Here is a 23,108-nt window from a genome sequence, read left to right on the forward strand (position 1 = left end):
TGGCTGATCATCCAGGGACGTGCGGTAGGAAAGCCCTTGGCGCCGCTTTTGGTCTTGGTCATCAGTCGCGCCGGCTTCTTCTTTCCGGTGGAGCAGCAGCCGCAGCCTGGCCCATGCGCGGCCTTGTACTGATCGAGCGTCTTCGGCGCGTGCCGGCTCTGCTCGTTGGTAGCGTGCGCCTTGCGCTTGTCCGAGGGCATGCAGAAGAACGCCGGCGCAGTCAGGATCACACGCGGCGACGTCGCCTCGCATTGCGGGCAATCCTGCGGCAGGTCGCATTCCGCCATCGGCCGCATGTCGGTGAAGGAACCGCAGTCGTTGCAGAGATATTCGTAGATCGGCATTTCCTTAATCCTTGCGCAGTCGTGCGTGACATCCGGCGATGGATGCGGGGCGGCCGGAACGCAGCCGTCCCGCACCCTTCGCGCAGGGATCACCTAAAGGATCACTTGTCCGGCGAGATCGGCATCTGCACGTCGCCCTTGATGTGCTTGATCGGTCCCGCCGACGACGGCATGACGTCGAAGTCGAAGATCTCCGTCGGCAGCCACAGCGTGGCGCAGGCATTCGGCACGTCGACGACGCCGGAGATGTGACCCTGGCACGGCGCGGTGCCGAGGATCGAATAGGCCTGTGCGCCGGAGTAGCCGAACTTCTTCAGATACTCGATCGCGTTCAGGCAGGCCTGGCGATAGGCGATGTGGACGTCGAGATAGTGCTGCTTGCCGGCCTCGTCGACCGAGATGCCCTCGAAGATCAGATAATCCTTGTAGTTCGGCGTGATCGGCGACGGCTTGAACACGGGGTTCTTGATGCCGTACTTAGATACGCCGTCCTTGATGACGTCGACCTTGATGTGCAGCCAGCCGGCCATCTCGATCGCGCCGCAGAAGGTGATCTCGCCGTCGCCCTGGCTGAAGTGCAGATCGCCCATCGAGAGCCCGCCGCCCGGCACATAGACCGGGAAGTAGATCTTCGAGCCGCGCGACAGATCCTTGATGTCGCAATTGCCGCCATGCTCGCGCGGCGGCACGGTGCGGGCGCCCTCGAGGCCGATCTTGGCCTTGACATCGCCCTTGGCCTGGCCGGCATGCGCGGTGGGCGCGAACGGCGGATTGGCGAGGCCCGGCACCCGGGTCGGGTTGGTCGCGATCAGCTCGGCCTCGCGCTTGTTCCAGGCCGCCAGCATCTTGGCGTCGGGCAGACAGCCGATCAGGCCGGGATGGATCAGGCCGGCGAAATTGACGCCGGGGACGTGACGCGACGAGGTGTAGAGGCCCTTGATGTCCCAGATCGACTTCTGCGCCAGCGGGAAATGGTCGGTAAGGAAGCCGCCGCCGTTCTGCTTGGAGAAGAAGCCGTTGAAACCCCACAGGCTCTCCTTCAACGGACCAACGTCGAGCAGGTCGACGACGAGGAGATCGCCGGGCTCGGCGCCCTTGACACCGATCGGGCCGGACAGGAAGTGCACGATCGAGAGGTCGATGTCGCGCACGTCGTCGGCGGAATCGTTGTTCTTGATGAAGCCGCCGGTCCAGTCGACGGTCTCGATGATGAAGTCGTCGCCGGGGCTGACCCACTCGACGATCGGAACCTCCGGATGCCAGCGGTTATGGATCTTGTCGTTTTCATAGGCCGACTTGCTGAGATCGACCTTGATCAGTGTATCTGGCATCGCGATGCTCCCCTTGGGTTACTGATAGTTAGACGGACAGGTACTTAGAAATCTGCGCGGCATCGACGCTGGCGCGTGGATCGTCGCGAACGATCTCGCCGTTCTCGATGACGAGCACGCGGTCGGCGATGTCGAGCGCGAAGCTCAGGACCTGCTCGGAGACGACGATCGACAGTCCCCGCTCATCGCGGATCCGCTTCAGGGTGCGCGCCATGTCCTTGATGATCGACGGCTGGATGCCTTCGGTCGGCTCGTCGAGCAGCAGCACCTTGGGCTTGGTCGCCAGCGCGCGGGCGATCGCGAGCTGCTGCTGTTGACCGCCCGAGAGATTGCCGCCGCGGCGCCCCTTCATCTCGAGCAGCACCGGAAACAGTTCGTAGATATCGCCCGGCACCTCGGAGCCGCCTGACACTACGAGCCCGGTCTCGATGTTCTCCTTGACGGTCATGGTGGAGAAGATCATGCGGCCCTGCGGCACGTAGGCGAGCCCCTTCGCCACCCGCTCGTAGCTCTTCAACGCGCCGAGCTCGGTGCCGTCCATGGTCACCTTGCCGCTCTTGGCCGGCAGGATGCCCATCAGCGATTTCATCAGGGTGGTCTTGCCCATGCCGTTGCGGCCCATGATCGCGACGATCTCGTTGGGCGCGACCGAGACGTTGAGGCCGTGCAGCACCTCGCTCTGGCCATAGGCGACGTGAAGATCATTGATTGCCAGCATCGTCCCGGTTCCTCAGTGGCCCAAATACACTTCGATGACTTTCGGATCGTTCTTGACGTGCTCCATCGTCCCCTCGGACAGGATCTGTCCCTGGTGCAGCACCGTGACCTTGTGCGCGATGTCCTCCACGAACTTCATGTCGTGCTCGATCACCAGGACCGAACGGTCCTTGATGATGCGGTTGAGCAGTTCGGCGGTCTTGGCGCGCTCGGACACGCTCATGCCGGCGACCGGCTCGTCGAGCATCAGGAGGTCCGGGTCCTGGATCAGCAGCATGCCGATCTCGAGCCACTGCTTCTGGCCGTGGCTCAGCTGGTCGGCATAGGTGTTGAGCTTGTCCTTCAGGAAGATCATCTCGGCGACCTCCTCGACCCGCTGCCTGACGGTGTCGTCGCGCTGGAAGGTCAGCGAGCCGAACACGGTGCGGCCGCGCGGGAAGGAAATCTCAAGGTTCTCGAACACGGTGAGATCCTCGAACACCGACGGCGTCTGGAACTTGCGCCCCACGCCGGCCTGCACGATCTCGTTCTCGCGCAACCTCGTCAGCTCCTGGCCGCGGAACCGGATCGAGCCGGACGTGGCCCTGGTCTTGCCGCAGATCAGGTCGAGCACCGTGGTCTTGCCGGCGCCGTTTGGGCCGATGATGACGCGGATCTCGTTCTCCTCGACATAGAAGGAGAGATCGTTCACCGCCTTGAAGCCGTCGAAGGACACAGTGAGACCGGAGACCGCGAGCAGAAAGTCCTTGGGCTGATGGCCGACGAGCATGATGATCCCTCCTCACTCGGCCGGTGCGCCGTCGGCGATCAGGCCGGCCGCCGATTTCGATTTGCGTGATGCCAGCAGGCGATCGATGCGTGGCTGGACGTGGTCCGCCCAGATGCCGGAGAGCCCGTTCGGGAAGGCGAGCACGACAGCGATGAACAGCGCGCCGAGGCCGAACAGCCAAAGCTGCGGGAAGGACTCCGAGAGGCTGGTCTTGGCGAAATTGACCAGTAGCGCTCCCCAGACTGCGCCGAAGATCGACATCCGGCCGCCGACCGCGGTGTAGATCACCATCTCGATCGACGGCACGATGCCGACGAAGGATGGCGACATGAAGCCGACCTCGAGCGTGAACATGGCGCCGCCGATCGCGGCGAACACCGCCGCGGCGCAGAACGCGAAGATCTTGAAGTTGGCGACGCTGTAACCGGAGAAGCGCACGCGATCCTCCTGCTCCCGCATTGCCACCAGGATGCGCCCGAGTTTTGTCAGGCGGATGAACTGCGCGGCGCAGATGCAGCCGAACAACAATGCCACCTCCACGAAATACAGGATGTACTTGGCGTGATCGGTGCGGATGTCCCAGCCGTGCAGCGTGCGTAAGTCGGTAATGCCGTTGATGCCGCCGGTGTAGCCTTGCTGCCCGACAATCAGAATAGTGAGGATCGCGGCGATCGCTTGCGTGATGATGGCAAAGTACACGCCGCCGACCCGACGCTTGAACATCGCGGCACCGATGATCAGCGCGAAGACCGCGGGAACCAGCAAGATCGCCAGCAGCGTGACCGGGAAGCTGTGGAACGGCTTCCAGAAGAAAGGCAGCGAGGTGAGCTGGTTCCAATCCATGAAATCGGGAATGCCCGGCGTCGACTGGATCTGGGTGTTCGCGACCGAGGACGCCTCGAGCTTGAGGTACATCGCCATGCAGTACCCGCCGAGACCGAAGAACACGCCCTGCCCCAGGCTCAGGATGCCGCCATAGCCCCAGCACAGCACGAGGCCGATGCCGACGAAGGCGTAGGTCAGATATTTGGCAACGAGGTTGAGGCGGAAGATATCCAGCGACAGCGGCAGGACGAGAAACAACAGCACCGCGAGCGCAAGGAAGCCGAGCAGTTCGGAGCGATTAAAAAAGCGCGAGTTGATGATCATGACCAGCCTGCTTGTTTTTATTTGCGGACCTTGAGCGCGAAGAGCCCCTGCGGACGCACCATCAGGATCGCGACGATCGTCAGCAGCGTGATCACCTTGGCCATCGATCCCGACAGGAAGAATTCCAGCGTCGATTGGGTCTGCGAGATCGAGAAGGCGGAGGCGATGGTGCCGAACAGCGAGGCGGCGCCGCCGAACACGACCACCAGGAAGGTGTCGACGATGTAAAGCTGGCCGGCGGTCGGCCCGGTCGAGCCGATCATGGTGAAGGCCGAGCCGGCGATGCCGGCGATGCCGCAGCCGAGGCCGAAGGTGTAACGATCGACCTTCTCGGTATTGATGCCGACGGCGCCCGCCATCACGCGGTTCTGCACCACAGCGCGTACCTGCTTGCCCCAGCTTGACCAGAACAGCACATAGGCGACCGCGATCGTGATCAGGATGGTCAGCGCCATCACGAACATGCCGTTGATCGGGATCTGGATCGAGTCGGTCGCCTGCCAGGAGCCCATCATCCATTCCGGCAGTTCGACGCCGACCTCGCGCGCGCCGAAGATCGAACGATAGGCCTGCTGCAGGATCAGGCTAAGGCCCCAGGTCGCCAGCAGCGTGTCGAGCGGGCGTTTGTAGAGATGGCGTATCAGCGCCCACTCGACCAGCATGCCGAGCGCGCCCGAAGCAATGAACGCGAGGATCATTGCGATGAAGAAGTAACCGGGGAACAGCCAGGGCGCGACGTGCTGCACGGCGTTCGACGTCATCCAGGTGACGTACGCCCCTAGGATCATGAACTCGCCATGGGCCATGTTGATGACGCCCATCTGGCCGAAGATGATGGCAAGTCCCAGCGCCATCAGCACATAGACGGAGAACAGGATGAGCCCGGCAAATCCCTGCATCGCAAGGATGGCGCCGAGATCGCTGATCGAATAGTCGCCGAACATCTGGTCCTCCGTCATTCCAAGGGGCACGCGCCGCCGGTCAAGCGACGCTCGTTCCGTGGCGTGGGCGCTGACGTCCAGGCCGCGATGCGTTGTGGAGCTTCGTAGCCCGGGCGGGCGGTCGCGATACCCGGGACGGTCCCGCAGATCGCCCCGCTCATGCGGGCTACTGGCTCACTGGTAGCCCTTGGGGAACGGGTCCGGCTCGACGAGATCGGCGGTCTCGTAGATCAGCTCATACTGGCCGTCGGCCTTGGCGCGTCCGACGCGGGTCTTCGACCAGAGGTGATGGTTCTCGTGGATCCGGACGTAGCCTTCGGGCGCGCCCTTGAACTCGACGCCAGGGGAAGCCGCCGCGATTTTGTCGATGTCGAAGCTCTGCGCCTTCTCCACCGTCAACTTCCACAGCCACGGACCGAGATAGGCAGCCTGGGTGACGTCGCCGATCACCGTCTTCTCGCCCCACATCTTCTTGAAGGCGGGCACGAAGGCCTTGTTGTTCGGATTGTCGAGCGACTGGAAGTACTTCATGCAAGCATAGGCGCCGGCGATGTTCTCGCCGCCGATACCGTCGATCTCGTCTTCGGTCACCGAGATCGTCAGCAGCGTCTGCTTGGACAGGTCGATGCCGGCCGCCTTGAGCTGCTTGTAGAATGCGACGTTCGAGCCACCGACGATGATCGCGTAGATCACGTCCGGCTTGGTCAGCTTGATCTTGTTGATGACCGAGTTGAACTGGGTCGAGCCGAGCGGGAAGTATTCCTCGCCGACCACCTTGCAGCCCTGCAGATGGTTCTCGATGTGCTTGCGCGCGATCTTGTTCGAGGTGCGCGGCCAGATGTAGTCCGAGCCAAGCAGGTAGAAGCTCTTGGCGCCCTTGGTCTTGTTGACCCAGTCGAGGCCGGCGATGATCTGCTGGGTCGCCTCCTGCCCGGTGTAGATCACGTTCTTGGACTGCTCGAGGCCTTCATAGAAGGTCGGGTAATACAGCATGCCGTTGTACTGCTCGAACACCGGCAGCACCGCCTTGCGCGAGGCCGAGGTCCAGCAGCCCATCACGGCCGCGCATTTGTCGTTGACCAGCAGCTTCTTGGCCTTTTCCGCGAAGGTCGGCCAGTCGCTGGCGCCGTCTTCCTGGATGAACTTGATCTTGCGGCCGAGCACGCCGCCGGCGGCATTGATCTGCTCGATCGCTAGCTTCTCGGCTTCGACCGACCCGGTCTCGGAGATCGCCATCGTGCCGGTGACAGAATGCAGGATGCCGACCGTGACTTCGCTATCGGTGACTGCAAGCCCCGTGGTGTTGACCGCAGAGGTTGCAGGGACGTCGGCAAATGCCGGACGGCCCAGCATCGAGACGGCCGGCAAAGCGGCCATTCCCATCAAGAGCTTGCGCCGGAGCGGAGACTTCAGGCCTGGTTTTGTTTCGTCTGACATGAGCACCCCATCTGGTTCGAGAACGCTTATTGATCAGGCGAGGATTGCTCACTTTTGTGCAGCGCACTGATACGTGAGATCGCGTATACTGCACCGCAAAATAGCGACGTAGGTTTTGGTACGGGATTTGCCCGCGATCAGCGCATCGTGGACCAGGAGTTCAAACGAGTGGCAGGGCGGCAGCGGATAGACCGCGTCAGGCGCCAGTACAATCAATGGGTCGCCAACCAGACGCTGGAAGACTACGCGCTGCGCTTCACCGCCAAGAGCGCGCGGCGCTGGTCCGCCGCCCGCGTCGCCAACACCGCGCTCGGCGCGATCTCCTTCCTCGCGCTGGAGGCGATCGGCGGCACTATCACGCTGAACTACGGTGCGATGAATGCCTCCGCCGCGATCCTGGTCGTCAGCGTCATCATCTTCCTCTGCGGGCTGCCGATCGCCTACCATGCCGCGAAGAGCGGCATCGACATCGACCTGCTGACCCGCGGCGCCGGCTTCGGCTATATCGGCTCGACCATCACCTCGCTGATCTACGCCTCCTTCACCTTCATCTTCTTCGCGATCGAGGCGGTGATCCTGGCCAGCGCGCTCGACATGTGCTTCGGCATCCCGCGGCCGATCGGCTATTTGATCAGCGCAGTCGTGATCATTCCGCTGGTGATCTACGGCATCACGCTGATCAGCCGCTTCCAGCTCTGGACCCAGCCGCTGTGGATCGTCCTCCACATCATGCCGTTCGCGGCGATCGCCTGGGCCAATCCGCATTCCTTCACCGAGTGGCGCAAATTCGCCGGCGATCATGGCGATCCCGCAGGGAATCTCGACCTGCTGCTGTTCGGCACCGCGGCCTCCGTCGTGTTTGCGCTGGTGGCGCAGATCGGCGAGCAGGTCGACTTCCTGCGCTTTCTGCCGCGTGACCGCCGCACCTCGCGCAAGGCCTGGTGGATCGCGCTGCTGAGCGCCGGTCCCGGCTGGATCGTGCTCGGCGCGCTCAAGCTGCTGGCCGGCTCGTTCCTGGCCTTCTTCGCGCTGAGCCACGGCGTCTCGGCCGAGCACGCGGCCGAGCCGGCCAACATGTATCTCGAGGCGTTCCGTTACGTGCTGTCGCAGCCGGATCTGGCAATGGCGCTGACGGGGACATTCGTGATCCTGTCGCAGGTCAAGATCAACGTCACCAATGCCTATGCCGGCTCGATCGCCTGGTCGAATTTCTTCTCCCGCCTCACCCACTCGCATCCCGGCCGCGTGGTGTGGCTGGTGTTCAATGTCGTCGTCGCGCTGCTGCTGATGGAGATCGGCGTCTACAAGGCGCTGGAGCAGACGCTCGCGCTCTACTCGAACGTCGCGATCGCCTGGGTCGGCGCGCTGGTAGCCGATCTCGTCGTCAACAAGCCGCTCAGCCTGCGGCCGCAGCACATCGAGTTCAAGCGCGCCCATCTCTGCGATATCAATCCGGTCGGCGTCGGCGCGATGACGATCGCCACCGTGGTCTCGATCAGCGCGTTCTACGGCCTGTTCGGCCCGACCGCGAAGGCGCTGTCGGCCTTCGTCGCGCTTGCGGTCGCGTTCGTCACGGCTCCCCTGATCGCCTGGGCCACCGATGGCAAGTACTACATCGCCCGCAAGCCGAAGCGGAGCTGGCAGAACATTGAATCGATCCAGTGCTGCATCTGCGAGCATGCATTCGAGCCCGAGGACATGGCTTCCTGCCCCGCCTATGCCGGCCCGATCTGCTCGCTGTGCTGCTCGCTCGACGCACGCTGCCATGACCTCTGCAAGCCGCATGGCCGGATCGGCGCACAGGTCTCGGACGCGCTGGGCAAGGTGATGCCGCAGCCGATCTACGCCCGCATCAACTCGCAGCTTGGGCATTATCTCGGCGTGTTCGCCGTCTCGGCCGGCCTCGTGGCGCTGGTGCTCGGCCTGATCTACCTGCAGACCACCGCGGCCGTGCATGCCAACGAATTGCTGGCCGACGTGCTCTGGAAGGTGTTCTTTGCGCTGACCCTCATCATCGGCGTCGTCGCTTGGCTGTTCGTGCTGGCACAACAGAGCCGGCGCGCCGCGGAAGCGGAAACACGCCGGCAGACCACGCTGCTGATCCAGGAGATCGACGCCCACAAGCGGACCGACGCCGAACTGCAGCGCGCCAAAGAAGTTGCCGAGTCAGCCAATCTCGCCAAGAGCCGGTACGTCGTGGGCCTCAGCCACGAGCTTCGCTCGCCGCTGAATGCGATCTCCGGCTACGCGCAATTGCTGGAGCAGGACGACAGCCTGCAGGTGCGGCCGCGCGAGCAAGTGCGCGTGGTCCGCCGCAGCGCCGATCATCTGTCGGGGCTGATCGACGGCATCCTCGATATCTCCAAGATCGAGGCCGGCCGGCTCTACCTGTCGCGCGATGAAGTGCGTTTGAATGACTTCCTCGAGCAGCTGGTCGGCATGTTCCGCCTGCAAGCCGCAGCAAAAGGCATCGACTTCGTGTTCAAACGGCCGGCCGTGCTGCCCGTCGTGGTCTATGCCGACGAGAAGCGGCTGCGGCAGATCCTGATCAACCTGCTGTCGAATGCGATCAAGTTCACGCAATCCGGCCAGGTGCAGTTCGTGGTGCATTACCGCAGCCCGGTCGCAGAGTTCGAGGTGATCGATACCGGGCCCGGCATCCAGCCCGACGATCTCGAGCGGATCTTCGCCCCGTTCGAGCGCGGCGCGCTTGGCGTCACCCAGCCACAGACCGGCACCGGGCTCGGGCTCACCATCAGCCGCCTGCTCGCGGGTGTGATGGGCGGCGACATCAAGGTGTTGAGCACGGTCGGCACCGGCAGCACGTTCCGCGTCAAGCTGCTGCTGTCGGAGGTCACCAATCCGCGGCGCGATGCGCCGGTCGATGCTCCCGTGTACGGCTATCACGGTCCGCGCAAGACGATCCTGATCACCGACGACGACCCGACCCACCGCGACCTGTTGCGCGAGATCCTGACGCCGCTCGGCTTCATCCTGCTCAGCGCGCCGGATGGGCCGGGCTGTCTTGCCCTCGCGCAGCATTGCCGGCCGGACCTGTTCCTGCTCGACATCTCGATGGCAGGCATGGACGGCTGGACCGTCGCCGAAACCCTGCGCTCCGAAGGCCATCACCAGGCGCGGATCCTGATGATCTCGGCCAGCGCGCTGGAGGCCCATGGCGCGCCGCTGGCGCAACCATTCCATGACGGCTACCTGATGAAGCCGATCGACATCCCGCGGCTGCTCGAGACCATCCGCCAGTTGCTCAAGATCGAGTGGCAGTATGAGGCCGAGCCGGCCCCGCCTCCACAGTGGAAGCCCGAGAGTGGTTCGCGGCCGCCGGTGAAATATGTCGAAGAGCTGATCAGCCTCGGCCAGCTCGGCTATGTCAGGGCGATCCAGCTCAAGCTCGACGAGATCGGCAATGAGTGTCCCGAACATGCCGACTTCGTCGGCCAGATGCGCACGCTGATCGACCGGTTCGATCTCGATCAATATATGGCGACGTTGAAGATATTGCACAGTTATGACCATTGAACAAAAGAAGCGCGACGTTGCGCTCGTCGTCGACGACTCGCCCGAGACGTTGCGCCTGCTGACCGATGCACTCGACGGCGCCGGCATGACCGTGATGGTGGCGCTCGACGGCGCCTCGGCGATGCGCATCGTCGACCAGATCACGCCCGATATCGTGCTGCTGGATGCCGTGATGCCCGGCATGGACGGTTTCGAGACCTGCCGGCGACTGAAGCGCGATGCCGGGCTCGACGGCGTGCCGATCATCTTCATGACGGGTCTTGCCGAAACCGAGCATATCGTGCGCGGGCTGGAGGCCGGCGGCGTCGACTATGTGACGAAGCCGATCGTGGTCGAGGAGATGCTGGCGCGCATCCGGGTCCATCTCGCCAATGCGCGGATGACGCAAAGCGCCCGCGCCGCGCTCGACGTCTCCGGCCGCTATCTGCTCGCGGTGAACAGCGCCGGCGCGCTGCTGTGGGCGACGCCGCAGGCACAGCGACTGCTGTCGGACACGCTCGCCGACGCCGCCGACAATTTCGCGCTGCCGGATCCGATGCCGCAATGGCTCGAGCAGGCGCAGAAAGGCGCTGCGGGAAAGAAGACTGCGACCGTGGCACCTTTCCCCGGCAACGAGCAGCTGCGGCTGCAATATATGGGCAAGCTCGGCCCGAACGAATTCCTGCTGCGTCTCGCCAAGGACACCAGCGGCGATATGCCGGCCGAGTTCTCCAGCGAGCTCGGCCTGACCACGCGTGAAGGCGAAGTGCTGTCCTGGCTCTCCAAGGGCAAGACCAACCGCGACATCGCGCAGATCCTCGGCCTCAGCCCACGCACCGTCGACAAGCACCTCGAGCAGATCTACGCCAAGCTCGGCGTCGAGAACCGCACCGCCGCCGCCGCGATCGCGGTCAACGCCAGGCACCGCAAGTCCTAGCCTGCTGCCTCCACTGCCCCGGGGACGCGTCCTGACATGGCCAGTCGCCCCAGACCGTGACAGGATGGGCTGACACGTTCATTCCGGCGGAGAATAGGCATGGATCGTCTGGCGGCGATGGAGACATTCGTGCGGGTGGTCGAGACCGGCTCGTTCTCCGGCGCAGCGCGGCAGCTTCGCGTGGGCCAGCCAGCGGTTTCGAAATCGGTCGCGCAGCTCGAGGAATTTCTCGGGGTCAAGCTGCTGACCCGCTCGACCCATGGCCTCACGCCGACGGAAGCGGGGCTTGGCTATCTCGAGCGTGCCCGGCGCGCGCTGGACGAGGCTGCGGAAGCCGAACTGGCGGCGCGTGGCGCCGGGGCCGGCCTCAAGGGCCGATTGCGGGTCTGTGCGGCCGTCACCTTCGCACGCATCCATCTCATTCCGATGCTGCCGAGGTTTCTCGCGCAGCATCCCGAGCTGGACCTCGAGGTCGTGCTCGATGACCGTCAGATCGACCTCGTCCAGGAGGGCATCGATGTCGCGCTGCGGATGGGTAAGATGACGGATTCGACGCTGACGGTGCGCCGTATCGCGCGATGCCAGCGCTTCGTGCTGGGCACGCCTGCCTATTTCGACCGCGCCGGCACGCCGTCGACACCGAGCGAATTGAGCCGGCACCAAGCCGTCGTCTATCTTCGCGAGGGCAGCGTGTGGTCGTTTCAACGTGACAGTACCGAACTGGCCGTCACCGTGCGGAGCCGGTTGCGGGTGACCGCAGCCGAAGGCGTCCGTGCTGCGGTGCTCGCCGATGCCGGGCTCACGATCGCATCGGAATGGATGTTCACCCCGGAGCTCAAATCGGGCGCCGTGCGCGCGGTCCTGCCGGAATGGAACCTCCCAGCCCTCGATCTCTGGGCCGTGCTTCCGACCGGACGTGCAGCGACCGCCAAGGCACGCGCATTCGTGAGCTTCTTCGAGCGCAGCTTCAATGCATGACGTCATCGGCCGCTTGAAACGGTGGATGCTTATTCCCAACAGGAATAAGCGCTAGTCCGACGGCAGCGCTACCCGGCGTGGCCACCTCCTTTAGCTTGCAGCGTGTGAGTTCAACAAACCGGACGGCGCCGCCGTCCACCGCGCAGAAACCGAGGAGAACCGTTATGTCGCTGCAAGCCAGGCTCAACGCTTTCAAGGCCGATTTCGAAGCCGGAAAGCCGCCCTACAACGTTCCGCGACCAGTCATCGATATCATGCACCGCGCCACCGCGGAGCTGATCGCATCCGGCGCCGCCCAGCGCGCCAGGAAGGCTGGCGATGTCGCCCCCGCCTTCTCGCTCCGCGATCCCGAGGGCAACATCGTCAACTCGACCGATCTGTTGAAGCGCGGCCCGCTGGTGCTCAGCTTCTACCGCGGCGTCTGGTGCCCGTATTGCAACATGGAGTTGCAGGCGCTCGAGGCGGCCAAGCCGGAATTCGACAGATGCGGCGCCGCGCTGGTGGCGATCTCGCCGCAGACCGCGCCGAACAGCCGCAAGTCGGTGCGCCAGAACAAGCTCTCCTTCCCGATCCTGTCCGACGTGAACGGTCAGGTCGGCGAGGCCTTCGGACTGCGCTTCCACCTGCCCGACTATCTGGTCGAGCTCTACAAGCAGCTGAAGAACGATCTGCCGACGTTCAACGACGATCCGAGCTGGACGCTGCCGATGCCGGCCCGCTACGTCATCGGACAGGACGGTGTGATCCTCTACTCCGAAGTCAACCCCGACTATACCCGCCGACCCGAGCCCGAGGACATGATCGCTGTCCTCCAGCAGGCGACCGTGAAGGCATGACAGCGCGCAGACTGGCCGGTGGCGAGTGACCATCGGCCGCCTTCCTCTCGCAGGCTACGCATGTGCGGCCGGCGTACTCCCCTCCGGATCGGCGGGCGCGCCGGCGCCGGCCAACACATCCACCCCGGAGTGCTGCGACTTTCGCCACTGCGCCGGCGTCACGCCCATGTGGCTCTTGAAGGCGCGCTGAAAGGCGGCTTCCGATTGATACCCGACCATCTCCGCCACGGCGCCGGTCGAAAGCGACGATCCCTTCAACTCGTTCGCCGCAAGCGTCATCCTGATGTCGGTGAGCAGATCGCTGGCCGATCGCCCGAGCTTGTCCTGGAACTGCCGCGCCAGCGTGGCGCGCGACATGTTGCAAAGCCGTGCGAGCTCCGGCAGCGACCACGCTCGCGCAGGCTCCTTGAACATGGCGGCCACGGCCGGCGCGAGCCTGGGATCACCGACCAAGGCGAGAAGTCCCCGTGACGTTGCGTCGGTCTCGCTCGCAAGCCGCAGCACAAGCGCGAACATTGCCGTGGACAATGCATTCAGCATGGCGCGGCCGCCCAGATGATCGTCGGCCGTTTCGCTGCGCATCAGCGACACGAGCCCGGCGAGCTGCGCAGCCGTCCCCTTTCCCGCACGCGCGCCGGCATGCACGACAAGACGCGGCGGAAGATAGCCGCGCAACAGACGGTCGTGGGGCGGTGTAATCGCGAAGTGCCCGCACAACAGGTCAAGCCGTTCGTCCGATCCGAGGTTTTCGCTGATCGTGAAATTCTCCGCCGCCCGGTTGCGCGCCGGCAGCGGTATCGCCCCGCTACCGTCGTGCATCACGTGTCGCGGGTTGCCGGGAAGCAGAAGGATGTCGCCGGCCTTCAGCAGCAACGGCCGTCCGCCAGCGGCGGCGTCCAGGATCGCCGAGCCGGCGAGCACCGCATGATAGGGGATCTCGTTGGTTAAACCCGGGCCCTGCTCGATACGCCAGGGGACGCTGTAGCTGCAGCGAAGATCGAGCCGCCCGCGCACCGGCATCATCTCGAACAGCCGGCTCAGCCAATCCATAGCCAAATCCCCCTGAAGCAGTATGTGAGACGATTGAGCATATAAACGAGCAATATGAACATTCAATGTCTCAAAGCTCGATCCTATTGTCACTCCGCAATCGTTCACCACCCGCAACAAGGAGTGCCACCATGTCGCGTCTCTCAACCCCCAATCTCGAAACCGATACCGGCCCGTCCGGCCAGATCTACGCCCAGATCAAGAAGGCGATCGGCGGCGTCCCGAACACCTACGCGGCGATTGCCGCCCACGGTCCGGCCGCGCTCAAGTCGATCCTCGCGGCCGATGCCGTGCTGACTGGCGGCAGCCTGCCCCGGCGCGACCTGGAGGTCGTCAAGCTCGTGATCAGCGCTGCCGGCGGCTGCGATTATTGTGTCGCCGCGCACTCGCATCTCGCCAGGATCGCCGGCGTGAATGCCGATGTGCTCAAGCAGATCCGCGACGGCGCGCCGACCAGTGACGCCAGGCGCGATGCGCTCGTGCATTTCGTGCGCAACCTCGCGCAGTCGAGCGGCACCGTCAGCGACGAGGATTTCGCCGCGATCAAGTCCGCCGGATACAGCGACGCGCAGCTGGTCGAGATCAGCCTGGCGTTTGCGACCACGGTCTTCACCAACGTCTTCAACCGCATCAACGACACCGACATCGATTTCCCGGCGGTCGCCTGAAGCGACCGGGCGATGTCACGCAAAAGGATTACGACCATGACCACGCTTGCCAACACCACACAAAATCCGCTTGTCCGCGCGCTCGACAGGTCCGGCCTGCTGGCGGAGGATCTCGACTATCACGTCGTCCGGGCCGCGATGGTGATCATGTTCCTGTTCTTCGGTTACCAGAAGTGGTTTCCGTACGAATTCGAACGGCTGGTCCCGTTCATCAGCAACGGGCCGCTGATCTGGTGGCTGTATCCAGCGTTCGGCCACGCCGGCGCCAGCTACTTCCTCGGCGCCTCGGAATGGACATTCGGTTCGCTGCTGCTCGCGGGCTTCTGGGACAAGCGGCTCGGCGTGCTCGGCGCCCTCGGCTCGACCGGAACCTTCATCGCGACGGTCACCATCATTCCCTTCATGCCCGATGGCTGGGACGTCGCCGCCGGTGGCTTCCCCGCGATGACCGGCAACGTGCCGTTCCTGATGAAGGACGTCGTTCTGCTCGCCGTCTCGCTCTACCTGCTGCGACAGGACGTGGTCCGTCTGATCAGGCAATAGCTGATCGCGATTGATCGCCGGTGGGCCTCGGGCGTGCCGGCGATCGCGCGTGGTATTGAGCAGACGCAGCGTCTCTCTCGAACACAACGACATCGCAGTCACTATTGTTGCCCCGGGGTCCGGGGGCCCTTGCCCTTGAAGGCCGAGCCATAACCCATTGCCGAACTTGCATAATGCGTTGAAAATCGGCCACGCGCTCCGCGCGATCGGCTGCGCTGTCGCCCGCTTGACGACCCATCGCCGCTTCCATGCACGAATGATCCATAGCTCTCCGGCCATGAACATAGTTCCGCCGCGCGGTCTGCGCTAAAAAGGAGCGCCGGTGTTGTTCTGGGGTGAGTTGATGAAGAAGAACGACGTCACATGCCCGCGTTGCGGGGCTGGATTCCGACGCCTTGAGCTGGCATCCAGGTCAGGAAGTGAGGGCGAATATCGCTGCCCGGTTTGCGAGACGACCCTCGAGCAGTTCGATGGCGACAAGCTCGTCGCTTACCGCCTGACCATTCAACCCTCGATTCGCGGGTTGAAGACCTAGCGGCCCGGCTGGATGGAATGCCGCCGGAGCAAAATCTGGATCACGATCTCCGCTTCAGGACATAGCTGTCCATGATCCAGCCATGCCGCTCACGCGCCTCTCGTCGTGCGGCGACGATGCGAGGGCCCACCTCTGCCAGTTCCCCCGCCATGACGATCTGATCGGGCATGCCGAGATAGGCGCCCCACCAGATTTGCAGTCCGGCAGGATCCAGCGTCTGGAAGGCGGCGCCGCCGTCGAGCATCACGACCACGGTGTCGACGCCGGGCGGCCAGCCGCCCTCGCGCAGCCGCCGGCCGGTCGTCACGAGGAATGGCTCGCCGATCTCATTGAGCGGCAGCGCATGCGCCGCGCACAGCGCCTGGATCGACGTGATGCCCGGGATCACCTCGATCGATGGCAACGGATCGAGCCGTCGCGCAATCCGCAGGCTCGAATCGTAGAGCGAGGGATCGCCCCAGATCAGCAGGGCGACGCGTCCCTCCCCGCCGAGATGGCGCGCGATTTCCTGCGACCACGTCGCGGCGATCGCATCGTGCCAATCGTCCACGCCCTTACGATAATCTTCTTCGCCGGCGTCACGCACCGGCAGGTCGAACTCGGCAATGCGTGTGCGGTCATTGGTCAACGCTTCTGCGCAGATGGTGCGACGCAACTCGGCGAGATCCGACTTCGCCGTCCCCTTGCGCGGGATCAGGATCAGGTCGGCGGCATTGATCGCGGCGGTCGCGGCGAAAGTGAGCTGCCGGGGATCACCACAACCGATGCCGATCAGGGACAGCGTCAACATGGCCGCGTCACCCTCGTTCCGGTGCCAGCGCGCCGAACAGGATCACGGCAGCCGCCGTGGCCGCGCCGGCCTGCATGAGCCGGTCGGCCAGCGCTGTGATCGTGGTGCGACGCAGCCGCTCGTCGGCGTGGCCGAGCGATTCCGCCAGCAGTGCGGGCGTGTCGGGCGCGAGGCCATGAGCGATCAGCCTTGCGGCCAATGCCGGGAAGGTCCGCCGCCCCATATAGACGACGGTGGTCGCTTCCGGATCGGCCAGCGCCGCCCAGTTCAGGTCCGCGGGCAATTCGCCCGTCACATCGGCGCCGGTGACGAACTGGACTCGGCGCGAGGTCAGCCGGCGCGTCAGCGGAATGCCGGCCTGCGCGGCGGCAACCGAGGCCGAGGTCACACCGGGAATGATTTCGTAGCCGATGCCGGCCGCGCGCAGCGCTTCGATCTCCTCCTCGAGCCGACCAAAAATGCCGGCGTCGCCGGATTTCAGCCGCACCACCCGCACGCCGGCGGCGGCATAATCGACCAGCAGCCGGCTGACATGGTGCTGCTTCGCCGACAGGCGGCCGGCGCGCTTGCCGACCGCGACGAGATTGGCGCCGGAGCGCGCGAGATCGAGGATCGCGCCCGAGGCAAGATCGTCATAGAGCACCACATCGGCCTCGCGCAGCCGCGCCGCTCCCTTCATGGTCAGGAGTTCGGGATCGCCGGGACCGGCCGAGACGAAGGAAACGAATCCGCTCACCGGTCCTCCGCAATCAGATGGAAAAATGTACCCGTCGCACAGCCGCGCCGCGATCCGGTCTCCGCAACGATCGTACCGGTCGCATCACGCACCACCGCGAGCGGCGTGTCGGGCTGCGCGATGATCGTCGAGTAGTGAAACTCGTGGCCGCGCAGGCGTGCGCCTGGGCCGTGTCCGGGCATCGGTGCGGCGAGCTCGGCAAGCCGGTAGCCCAGATGCATGCGGCGCCTGGCATAGCTCGTCTCAAGGCCGAGCAAGCCCGCCATCTCGTGACGCACGCCGTCGGCATCGGTCAACGCGGCGCCCAGCACCATGTAGCCTCCGCATTCGCCATGCACCGGCCGCGTCTCGGCGAAGGCGCGGAGCTGCCCGAGAAATCGCCTGTTGGCCGCAAGCCGGCCGGCATGCAGTTCGGGATAACCGCCGGGCAGCCAGCACACATCGGCATCCGCGTCGGGGCCTTCGTCGGCAAGCGGCGAGAACGTCACGATCTGTGCGCCGGCCGCGCGCCAGGCTTCCAACATGTGAGGATAGACAAAGGAGAACGCCGCGTCGCGCGCCAGCGCGATGCGCTGGCCGGGCGGCGTGATGACCAGGCTGGGTACGGCGGATTGCGGCGACCAGACCTCGGCCGATTTCAGCACGGTGTCGAGATCGATATGCTCGACGACAAAGCGCGCGGCTTCGTCAATCAGACCGTCGATCTGAGCCTGCTCTTCGGCCTGCACCAGTCCGAGATGACGCTTCGGCAAGGTGATCTCGGCGTGGCGGGGCAGCGATCCTAACACCGGGATGCCCGCGCCTGCCATCGCACTCCGCACCAGGGCGTCATGCCGTGCGCTCGCGACGCGATTGAGGACGACGCCTGCAAGCCGTACGCCGGCGCGGAAATCACGCAATCCCGCCGCCACCGCCGCCGCCGTCTGCGCCTGACCGGAGGGATCGATTACCAGCAACACCGGCCACCCCATCATCTCTGCGATGTCGGCGGTGGCGCCGGTCCCCGAGACGCCACGCGCCGCGACGCCGTCAAACAGTCCCATCGAGCCTTCCGTCAGCACGAGATCGGCATCCGCGCCGCGGCCTGCCAAATGCGCGATGGCTTCGCGCGCCATCGCCCAGCTATCGATGTTGACCGACGCGCGTCCGGTGGCGACCGCGTGAAAGGCGGGATCGATGTAATCAGGCCCGCTCTTGAGGCATTGCACCCTCACGCCGCGATTGCGATAAGCGCGCGCCAACGCCAGGGTCAGCGTCGTCTTGCCGACACCGGATGCCGGCGCAGAGATGACGAGCCCCGCGGTCATTGCGATGATTCCGGCGACGCTTCCGGAAAACGCGGCACCGCCCCGACCGGGCGGTAGCGGCGGTCGTAGTCGGCTGCATAGAGACGGCTCTCGGCGAATTCGTCCGCCCCGAGCGTCTTGCCGACCAGAATGAGCGCAGTGCGTTCGAGCTCGGGGCCGACGGCGGTATCGAGCGTCGCGAGCGTGGCGCGCACGATGCGCTGGTCCGGCCAGCTCGCGCGCCAGACGATCGCAACCGGGCAATCCGCGCCGTAGTGCGGCGTGAGTTCGGCGATGACCCTGTCGAGCAGATGGATCGAAAGATGGATCGCCATCACCGCGCCGGTCGCGGCAAAGGCTGCGAGTGTCTCGCCATCAGGCATCGCGCTCGCCCGGCCCGGCGTTCGCGTCAGCACCACCGATTGCGCAAGGCCCGGCAGCGTCAGCTCGGCCTCCAGCGCCGCCGCGGCCGCCGAGAAGGCCGGCACCCCGGGCGTGACCGAATACGGAATCTGCAGCGCGCGCAACCGGCGCAGCTGCTCGCCCATCGCCGACCAGATCGAGAGATCGCCCGAATGCAGCCGCGCGACGTCCTTGCCCTCCGCATGCGCGGCAGCGATCTCGGCAATGATTTGGTCGAGCGACAGCGCCGCGGTGTTGACGATGCGCGCATCCGGCGGACAATGCGCCAGAACACCTGAAGGCACCAGCGATCCGGCATAGAGACAAACCGGGCACGAGGCGATGAGATCGCGCCCGCGCAAGGTCAGCAAATCGGCAGCGCCAGGCCCTGCGCCGATGAAATGCACCGTCATTCGCCGTCTCCTTCCGCGATCGCCGCGATGGCCATCCGATCCTGTGACGCGGTCCTGACCGAGATCAGGCGCGCACCGCGCCCTGCTGCAGCGATCGCCGCAGCTTCGGCGACCGAGCCCGTTCCGAATCTTGCCTTGATGAACTCGGATTGCGTTGCAGTCTTGATCTCGGCCAACGTCTCCGCGGGAATGCCCCGGATCGGTATTCCCAGTTGCTGCGCCAGCGCTTTCAACGCCGCCGCATCCGCCTTGTCACTCACTGTCGCAACGGCTGCAAGGCCGTCGGAACCGCCGGCCGCGTCGAGCGCGTCGCGCAAGGACGCGACACTGGTATTGCGCCTGAATCCGAGGCCAGCGACCTTCATCGGAGCGCGCTCCATTGCACGATCGGCCGCGCAGCCTTCCAGGCGCGATAGCGGCCCAATGGCTCGGCCTGCGCGATCTCGAGGCGCGTCAACTCGCCGCCATGACGCTGGTGCAGATCGCAGAGCAGCGCCTCGGTCTCCAGGGTCACAGCATGCGCGACCAGCCGCGTGCCCGGCGCAATCCGCGACCAGATCGCATCGAACATCGCGGCGTCGAGGCCGCCACCGATGAACACGGCATCAGGCGCCGCGAGGTCCGATAAAGCGCCGGGCGCCTCGCCTTCGATAATGGTGATCCGATGGGTCAGGCCGAAGCTCGCTGCATTGCGGCGGATGTTGGCGGCGCGTTCGCGGCGGGCTTCGACGGCGATCGCCGTCCCACCACAGAGCGCCCATTCGATCGAGATCGAGCCCGAGCCCGCGCCGACATCCCACAGCCGCTCACCGGGCCGCGGCGCAAGCGCCGACAGCGCAAGCGCGCGGACCGGCCGCTTTGTCAGTTGCCCGTCATGCACAAAGAGCGCATCGGCAAGTCCCGAGCTGCGTGCGATTCCCTGCTGTCCCCGCGCCTCCAGCGCGATTGCGACCAGGCTCTCGCTTGAATCACCCGCATACGAGTCGGCGCGATGCTGCGTGACGGACTCACGCGGTCCGCCAAGCGCCGCAAGCGTCCATATTGCCGACGCCCCCCAACCACGCTCCGTCAGCCAGCGCGCGAGATCGGACACCGCCTTGCCGTCGCGCAGCAGGCAGATGATCCGCGCATCGCGCACGAGATGCGGCAACAGCCGTTCGAACAGTGCGGCATGAAGACCGAGACAGACAGCATTCTCGATACGCCAGCCCAAACGAGCCGCCGCCAGTGAGAACGTCGACGGCGCGGAGTGCGCGACCCACTCACCGGCCTGCAGCTTCTCGACAAGGCTTCCGCCGACGCCATGCCAGAACGGATCGCCCGACGCGAGCACCACCGTCGGACGGCCGCGACAGCTCATCACGATGTTCGCATCGAACGGCACCGGCCAGACACGGCCGCGGTCGGCGATGCCGGCGAGCGCGAGATGCCGTTCGCCGCCGAAAACTGTTTCGGCGTCACGGAGCGCCTTTCGGCTTGCATCGGAGAGGCCGGCAAGGCCATCTTCGCCGATGCCGATGATGGTCAACCACGGATTACCCATGATGCGCGCCCTGATCCTGGGCGGAACGGCCGATGCCAATCTGCTCGCCGCTGCGATCGCAAGCGCGGGGATCGACGCGGTCTATTCCTATGGCGGCCGCACCCGTGCGCCGGCCGACCAGCCATTGCCGGTCCGCAGCGGTGGTTTCGGCGGCGTCAGCGGTCTTGCCGACTATCTGCAACGCGAAGCCATCACGCATGTGGTCGATGCGACGCATCCCTTCGCAGCCGAGATGAGCCGCAACGCCATCGCCGCCTGCGCGCAAAGCGCAACGCCGTTGCTCGCGCTCGAACGCGCGCCCTGGGACAAAGCCTCCGGCGATCGCTGGATCGAAGTCGCAGACGTCGTCTCCGCGGCCGCGGCCTTGCCGGACAGCCCCGCCTGCGTATTCCTCGCGATCGGCCGCCAGCACATCGCGCCCTTCGGCGCACGGCCGCAGCATGCCTATACGTTGCGTTTTGTCGACCCGCCCGACGAAACGCCGTCGTTGCCCAACGCGGACGTCATTGTGTCGCGCGGACCTTTCATGCTCAAGGGGGAGCTCGCGATGATGCGCGCGCGTCACATCGAATGGATCGTCGCCCGCAATTCCGGTGGAACCGGCGCGCGCGCCAAGATCGACGCGGCCCGCGCGCTCGGCCTTCCCGTCATCATGATCACGCGGCCGCTGCTGCCCGACAGACCACGGGTGGAAAGCGTGAGCGAGGTGATGCAATGGCTCGGTCATCGGACCCGCCTCGGCGCATAGACCCAGCGGCCGACCCGTCGTGTCGCCGAATTGCCGACGATCACCAGCGTCCGCATGTCGGCCATCTCTGGCCGCGCGTCGCGCAGTTCGACCGTCTCGATCCGCTGCCCGGGCGTGCTGACGGAGCGCGCAAAAATCACGATGCGCTCGTCGCAGCCCGCCTCGCGCAAGATCTCGAGCGCGCGACCAAAACCGTCCGGCCGGCTGGCCGAGCGCGGATTGTACATCGCGATCGCGAAATCCGCTTCGGCCGCAAGCCGTAGGCGCTTCTCGATCAGCGCCCATGGCTTGAGATTGTCGGAGAGGTTGATCGCGCAGAAATCATGACCGAGCGGCGCGCCGGCGCTTGCGGCTGCCGCCAGCATCGCCGTCACGCCAGGCAGAACGCGGATCGGCAGGTCGTGCCATTGCGGCGCGTCCTCCAGCGCTTCGAACACGGCCGATGCCATCGCAAACACGCCGGGATCGCCCGAGGACACCACGACGACGTGGCCCCCTTCCGACGCGAGCCGCAACGCGTCAGCGGCGCGCTGCAACTCCACACGATTATCCGAGGGATGCAGCGTGAGCCCGGCGCGCGGCGGCACGCGCGTCACATAGGGCGCATAGCCGACGATGTCGGTCGCAGCCGCGAGCGCAGCAGCGACCTCCGGCGTGATCAGCGCCTCATTGCCCGGTCCAAGCCCCGCGATGGTCAGCGTGCCGGTCATTGCGCGGCCTCCCTGCGCCGTCCTTGCCCATGCACCAGCACGATCGCAAAATACGGACACTCGGCCTTGCCGATATCCGCAAGCCGTGCGACGCGCTGATCCAGCATGGTGCCGCGTTCGACGAGCCACGCATCATCGAGGCGCCCCGCGGACGCCAGCGCGCGGCGAATCTTCGGAAGATTGCGACCAGTCTTCATCACGACCAGCGCGTCGGAGCTGCGCATCCGCTCGGCGAGCTCCGGCTCCGGCAGCGTCCCCATCAGAACGGTCGTCACATCGTCGGCCAGCGCAATCGGCTGACCCACCGAATTCCAGCAGCCGACCATGCCGGGAATGCCGGCGATCACCTCGATTTCGACACGCCCCTGCAGCCGCGCATGCAGATGCATGAATGAGCCATAGAAATAGGGATCGCCCTCGCAGAGCACGACGATGTCCACCGCGCGCGCAAATCGCGCTAGGCGCTCCGCCCACTCGTCATAGAAGTCGGCAAGCAGCCGCGCATAGTCCGGACTGTCGAACGCGATTTCCGTGGTGACCGGATATTCCATCGGATATTCGCTGACGTCAGCGGCGAGCAATCCTTCGACAATGCGGCGCGCCTGCCCCGGCTGGCCCTTTTTGCGAAAGTAAGCGACATGCTTCGCGGCACGCACCATGCGGTCGGCGCGCACGCTCATCAGGTCCGGATCGCCTGGGCCGAGGCCGCAGCAGATGATACGTCCCATC

At 65.2% G+C, this 23,108-nt stretch carries 24 protein-coding genes; 8 read left to right on the forward strand and 16 right to left on the reverse strand.

Annotation, left to right across the window (positions count from 1 at the left end; genetic code table 11):
• The 7 genes from AKL29_RS32205 to urtA form a co-directional block, all read right to left on the reverse strand.
• Positions 1-344: FmdB family zinc ribbon protein (locus tag AKL29_RS32205; protein WP_152977864.1), on the reverse strand; the 344-nt coding region annotated here is incomplete at its 3' end.
• A gap of 101 nt (positions 345-445) precedes the next feature.
• Positions 446-1,675, reverse strand: a complete 1,230-nt coding sequence (gene fmdA, locus AKL29_RS32210; protein WP_050386953.1) for a formamidase — start codon at positions 1,673-1,675, stop codon at positions 446-448.
• A gap of 28 nt (positions 1,676-1,703) precedes the next feature.
• Positions 1,704-2,393, reverse strand: a complete 690-nt coding sequence (gene urtE, locus AKL29_RS32215; RefSeq protein ID WP_050386954.1) for an urea ABC transporter ATP-binding subunit UrtE — start codon at positions 2,391-2,393, stop codon at positions 1,704-1,706.
• A 12-nt stretch (positions 2,394-2,405) separates the two neighbouring features.
• On the reverse strand, positions 2,406-3,161 hold the full coding sequence (gene urtD, locus AKL29_RS32220) for an urea ABC transporter ATP-binding protein UrtD (RefSeq protein ID WP_050386955.1): 756 nt from the start codon (positions 3,159-3,161) through the stop codon (positions 2,406-2,408).
• Positions 3,162-3,173: 12 nt separating this feature from the next.
• Positions 3,174-4,310 (reverse strand): urea ABC transporter permease subunit UrtC, encoded by a 1,137-nt coding sequence (gene urtC, locus AKL29_RS32225; protein ID WP_050386956.1) that lies wholly within the window; start codon positions 4,308-4,310, stop codon positions 3,174-3,176.
• Between the two features lie 17 nt (positions 4,311-4,327).
• Positions 4,328-5,254, reverse strand: coding sequence for an urea ABC transporter permease subunit UrtB (gene urtB / locus AKL29_RS32230; protein ID WP_050387161.1), 927 nt, complete (start codon positions 5,252-5,254; stop codon positions 4,328-4,330).
• Between the two features lie 171 nt (positions 5,255-5,425).
• The gene (gene urtA / locus AKL29_RS32235) at positions 5,426-6,688 is read right to left on the reverse strand and encodes an urea ABC transporter substrate-binding protein (RefSeq protein ID WP_028331438.1); all 1,263 of its coding nucleotides are present in this window, start codon (positions 6,686-6,688) and stop codon (positions 5,426-5,428) included.
• Positions 6,689-6,856: 168 nt separating this feature from the next.
• Between urtA and AKL29_RS32240 the strand changes: the two genes are divergently transcribed.
• From AKL29_RS32240 to AKL29_RS32255, 4 genes are all read left to right on the forward strand, one after another.
• Complete coding sequence (locus AKL29_RS32240; RefSeq protein ID WP_050386957.1) at positions 6,857-10,225, forward strand: hybrid sensor histidine kinase/response regulator; 3,369 nt, start codon at positions 6,857-6,859, stop codon at positions 10,223-10,225.
• Positions 10,215-11,141 carry a response regulator transcription factor gene (locus AKL29_RS32245; RefSeq protein WP_050386958.1) on the forward strand — a complete coding sequence of 309 codons (927 nt, stop codon included), beginning with the start codon at positions 10,215-10,217 and terminating at the stop codon, positions 11,139-11,141. The genes AKL29_RS32240 and AKL29_RS32245 overlap by 11 nt, the downstream gene beginning before the upstream one ends.
• A gap of 99 nt (positions 11,142-11,240) precedes the next feature.
• Positions 11,241-12,119, forward strand: coding sequence for a LysR family transcriptional regulator (locus tag AKL29_RS32250; RefSeq protein ID WP_050386959.1), 879 nt, complete (start codon positions 11,241-11,243; stop codon positions 12,117-12,119).
• Between the two features lie 164 nt (positions 12,120-12,283).
• A complete protein-coding gene (locus tag AKL29_RS32255; RefSeq protein ID WP_050386960.1) occupies positions 12,284-12,955 on the forward strand; it encodes a peroxiredoxin-like family protein in 672 nt (223 codons plus the stop codon).
• A gap of 54 nt (positions 12,956-13,009) precedes the next feature.
• On the opposite strand, the gene AKL29_RS32260 is transcribed toward AKL29_RS32255, so the two are convergent.
• On the reverse strand, positions 13,010-14,005 hold the full coding sequence (locus AKL29_RS32260) for an AraC family transcriptional regulator (RefSeq protein ID WP_050386961.1): 996 nt from the start codon (positions 14,003-14,005) through the stop codon (positions 13,010-13,012).
• 131 nt (positions 14,006-14,136) lie between these two features.
• Here AKL29_RS32260 and AKL29_RS32265 point away from each other — a divergent pair, with 131 nt between their 5' ends.
• The 3 genes from AKL29_RS32265 to AKL29_RS41300 all read left to right on the forward strand — a co-directional run bounded on the left by AKL29_RS32265 (position 14,137) and on the right by AKL29_RS41300 (position 15,751).
• Positions 14,137-14,673: a carboxymuconolactone decarboxylase family protein gene (locus tag AKL29_RS32265; RefSeq protein WP_050386962.1), complete on the forward strand. Its 537-nt coding sequence runs from the start codon at positions 14,137-14,139 to the stop codon at positions 14,671-14,673.
• 36 nt (positions 14,674-14,709) lie between these two features.
• The gene (locus tag AKL29_RS32270; protein ID WP_050387162.1) at positions 14,710-15,216 is read left to right on the forward strand and encodes a YkgB family protein; all 507 of its coding nucleotides are present in this window, start codon (positions 14,710-14,712) and stop codon (positions 15,214-15,216) included.
• A gap of 343 nt (positions 15,217-15,559) precedes the next feature.
• Positions 15,560-15,751: a hypothetical protein gene (locus AKL29_RS41300; RefSeq protein ID WP_028331446.1), complete on the forward strand. Its 192-nt coding sequence runs from the start codon at positions 15,560-15,562 to the stop codon at positions 15,749-15,751.
• Positions 15,752-15,791: 40 nt separating this feature from the next.
• On the opposite strand, the gene cobF is transcribed toward AKL29_RS41300, so the two are convergent.
• From cobF to AKL29_RS32300, 6 genes are read right to left on the reverse strand one after another with little or no spacing between them, the layout of a single operon-like run.
• Positions 15,792-16,541: a precorrin-6A synthase (deacetylating) gene (gene cobF / locus AKL29_RS32275; RefSeq protein ID WP_050386963.1), complete on the reverse strand. Its 750-nt coding sequence runs from the start codon at positions 16,539-16,541 to the stop codon at positions 15,792-15,794.
• A 7-nt stretch (positions 16,542-16,548) separates the two neighbouring features.
• Positions 16,549-17,277, reverse strand: a complete 729-nt coding sequence (cobA, locus tag AKL29_RS32280; protein WP_050386964.1) for a uroporphyrinogen-III C-methyltransferase — start codon at positions 17,275-17,277, stop codon at positions 16,549-16,551.
• Complete coding sequence (locus AKL29_RS32285; protein ID WP_050386965.1) at positions 17,274-18,584, reverse strand: cobyrinic acid a,c-diamide synthase CobB; 1,311 nt, start codon at positions 18,582-18,584, stop codon at positions 17,274-17,276. The genes cobA and AKL29_RS32285 overlap by 4 nt, the downstream gene beginning before the upstream one ends.
• Entirely contained in the window at positions 18,581-19,378 is a 798-nt protein-coding gene (gene cobM, locus AKL29_RS32290) for a precorrin-4 C(11)-methyltransferase (protein ID WP_050386966.1), read from the reverse strand. The genes AKL29_RS32285 and cobM overlap by 4 nt, the downstream gene beginning before the upstream one ends.
• Positions 19,375-19,743, reverse strand: a complete 369-nt coding sequence (locus AKL29_RS32295) for a cobalamin biosynthesis protein (protein ID WP_028331451.1) — start codon at positions 19,741-19,743, stop codon at positions 19,375-19,377. Before AKL29_RS32295 ends, cobM begins: the two co-directional genes overlap by 4 nt.
• Complete coding sequence (locus AKL29_RS32300; RefSeq protein WP_050386967.1) at positions 19,740-20,921, reverse strand: bifunctional cobalt-precorrin-7 (C(5))-methyltransferase/cobalt-precorrin-6B (C(15))-methyltransferase; 1,182 nt, start codon at positions 20,919-20,921, stop codon at positions 19,740-19,742. The genes AKL29_RS32295 and AKL29_RS32300 overlap by 4 nt, the downstream gene beginning before the upstream one ends.
• Here AKL29_RS32300 and AKL29_RS32305 point away from each other — a divergent pair.
• On the forward strand, positions 20,920-21,669 hold the full coding sequence (locus AKL29_RS32305; protein ID WP_050386968.1) for a cobalt-precorrin-6A reductase: 750 nt from the start codon (positions 20,920-20,922) through the stop codon (positions 21,667-21,669). The two genes, AKL29_RS32300 and AKL29_RS32305, sit on opposite strands and share 2 nt — an antisense overlap.
• Here AKL29_RS32305 and cobJ read toward each other — a convergent pair.
• On the reverse strand, positions 21,645-22,379 hold the full coding sequence (gene cobJ, locus AKL29_RS32310; protein WP_028331454.1) for a precorrin-3B C(17)-methyltransferase: 735 nt from the start codon (positions 22,377-22,379) through the stop codon (positions 21,645-21,647). The two genes, AKL29_RS32305 and cobJ, sit on opposite strands and share 25 nt — an antisense overlap.
• On the reverse strand, positions 22,376-23,107 hold the full coding sequence (locus tag AKL29_RS32315; RefSeq protein ID WP_050386969.1) for a precorrin-2 C(20)-methyltransferase: 732 nt from the start codon (positions 23,105-23,107) through the stop codon (positions 22,376-22,378). Before AKL29_RS32315 ends, cobJ begins: the two co-directional genes overlap by 4 nt.
• Between the last annotated feature and the right edge of the window lies 1 nt (position 23,108).

The organism is Bradyrhizobium pachyrhizi, assembly GCF_001189245.1.
GTDB lineage: Bacteria > Pseudomonadota > Alphaproteobacteria > Rhizobiales > Xanthobacteraceae > Bradyrhizobium > Bradyrhizobium pachyrhizi.

Bases quoted from the DNA above. Each gene is read 5' to 3' on its own strand.
- urtC (WP_050386956.1), bottom strand. From the start codon at position 4,310: ATGATCATCAACTCGCGCTTTTTTAATCGCTCCGAACTGCTCGGCTTC.
- cobF (WP_050386963.1), bottom strand. From the start codon at position 16,541: ATGTTGACGCTGTCCCTGATCGGCATCGGTTGTGGTGATCCCCGGCAG.
- AKL29_RS32285 (WP_050386965.1), bottom strand. From the start codon at position 18,584: ATGACCGCGGGGCTCGTCATCTCTGCGCCGGCATCCGGTGTCGGCAAG.
- cobJ (WP_028331454.1), bottom strand. From the start codon at position 22,379: ATGACCGGCACGCTGACCATCGCGGGGCTTGGACCGGGCAATGAGGCG.
- AKL29_RS32255 (WP_050386960.1), top strand. From the start codon at position 12,284: ATGTCGCTGCAAGCCAGGCTCAACGCTTTCAAGGCCGATTTCGAAGCC.
- AKL29_RS32305 (WP_050386968.1), top strand. From the start codon at position 20,920: ATGATGCGCGCCCTGATCCTGGGCGGAACGGCCGATGCCAATCTGCTC.
- AKL29_RS32300 (WP_050386967.1), bottom strand. From the start codon at position 20,921: ATGGGTAATCCGTGGTTGACCATCATCGGCATCGGCGAAGATGGCCTT.
- AKL29_RS32315 (WP_050386969.1), bottom strand. From the start codon at position 23,107: ATGGGACGTATCATCTGCTGCGGCCTCGGCCCAGGCGATCCGGACCTG.
- AKL29_RS41300 (WP_028331446.1), top strand. From the start codon at position 15,560: ATGAAGAAGAACGACGTCACATGCCCGCGTTGCGGGGCTGGATTCCGA.
- urtD (WP_050386955.1), bottom strand. From the start codon at position 3,161: ATGCTCGTCGGCCATCAGCCCAAGGACTTTCTGCTCGCGGTCTCCGGT.
- AKL29_RS32265 (WP_050386962.1), top strand. From the start codon at position 14,137: ATGTCGCGTCTCTCAACCCCCAATCTCGAAACCGATACCGGCCCGTCC.
- urtA (WP_028331438.1), bottom strand. From the start codon at position 6,688: ATGTCAGACGAAACAAAACCAGGCCTGAAGTCTCCGCTCCGGCGCAAG.
- AKL29_RS32245 (WP_050386958.1), top strand. From the start codon at position 10,215: ATGACCATTGAACAAAAGAAGCGCGACGTTGCGCTCGTCGTCGACGAC.
- AKL29_RS32295 (WP_028331451.1), bottom strand. From the start codon at position 19,743: ATGAAGGTCGCTGGCCTCGGATTCAGGCGCAATACCAGTGTCGCGTCC.
- AKL29_RS32260 (WP_050386961.1), bottom strand. From the start codon at position 14,005: ATGGATTGGCTGAGCCGGCTGTTCGAGATGATGCCGGTGCGCGGGCGG.
- urtB (WP_050387161.1), bottom strand. From the start codon at position 5,254: ATGTTCGGCGACTATTCGATCAGCGATCTCGGCGCCATCCTTGCGATG.
- AKL29_RS32250 (WP_050386959.1), top strand. From the start codon at position 11,241: ATGGATCGTCTGGCGGCGATGGAGACATTCGTGCGGGTGGTCGAGACC.
- fmdA (WP_050386953.1), bottom strand. From the start codon at position 1,675: ATGCCAGATACACTGATCAAGGTCGATCTCAGCAAGTCGGCCTATGAA.
- urtE (WP_050386954.1), bottom strand. From the start codon at position 2,393: ATGCTGGCAATCAATGATCTTCACGTCGCCTATGGCCAGAGCGAGGTG.
- AKL29_RS32270 (WP_050387162.1), top strand. From the start codon at position 14,710: ATGACCACGCTTGCCAACACCACACAAAATCCGCTTGTCCGCGCGCTC.
- cobM (WP_050386966.1), bottom strand. From the start codon at position 19,378: ATGACGGTGCATTTCATCGGCGCAGGGCCTGGCGCTGCCGATTTGCTG.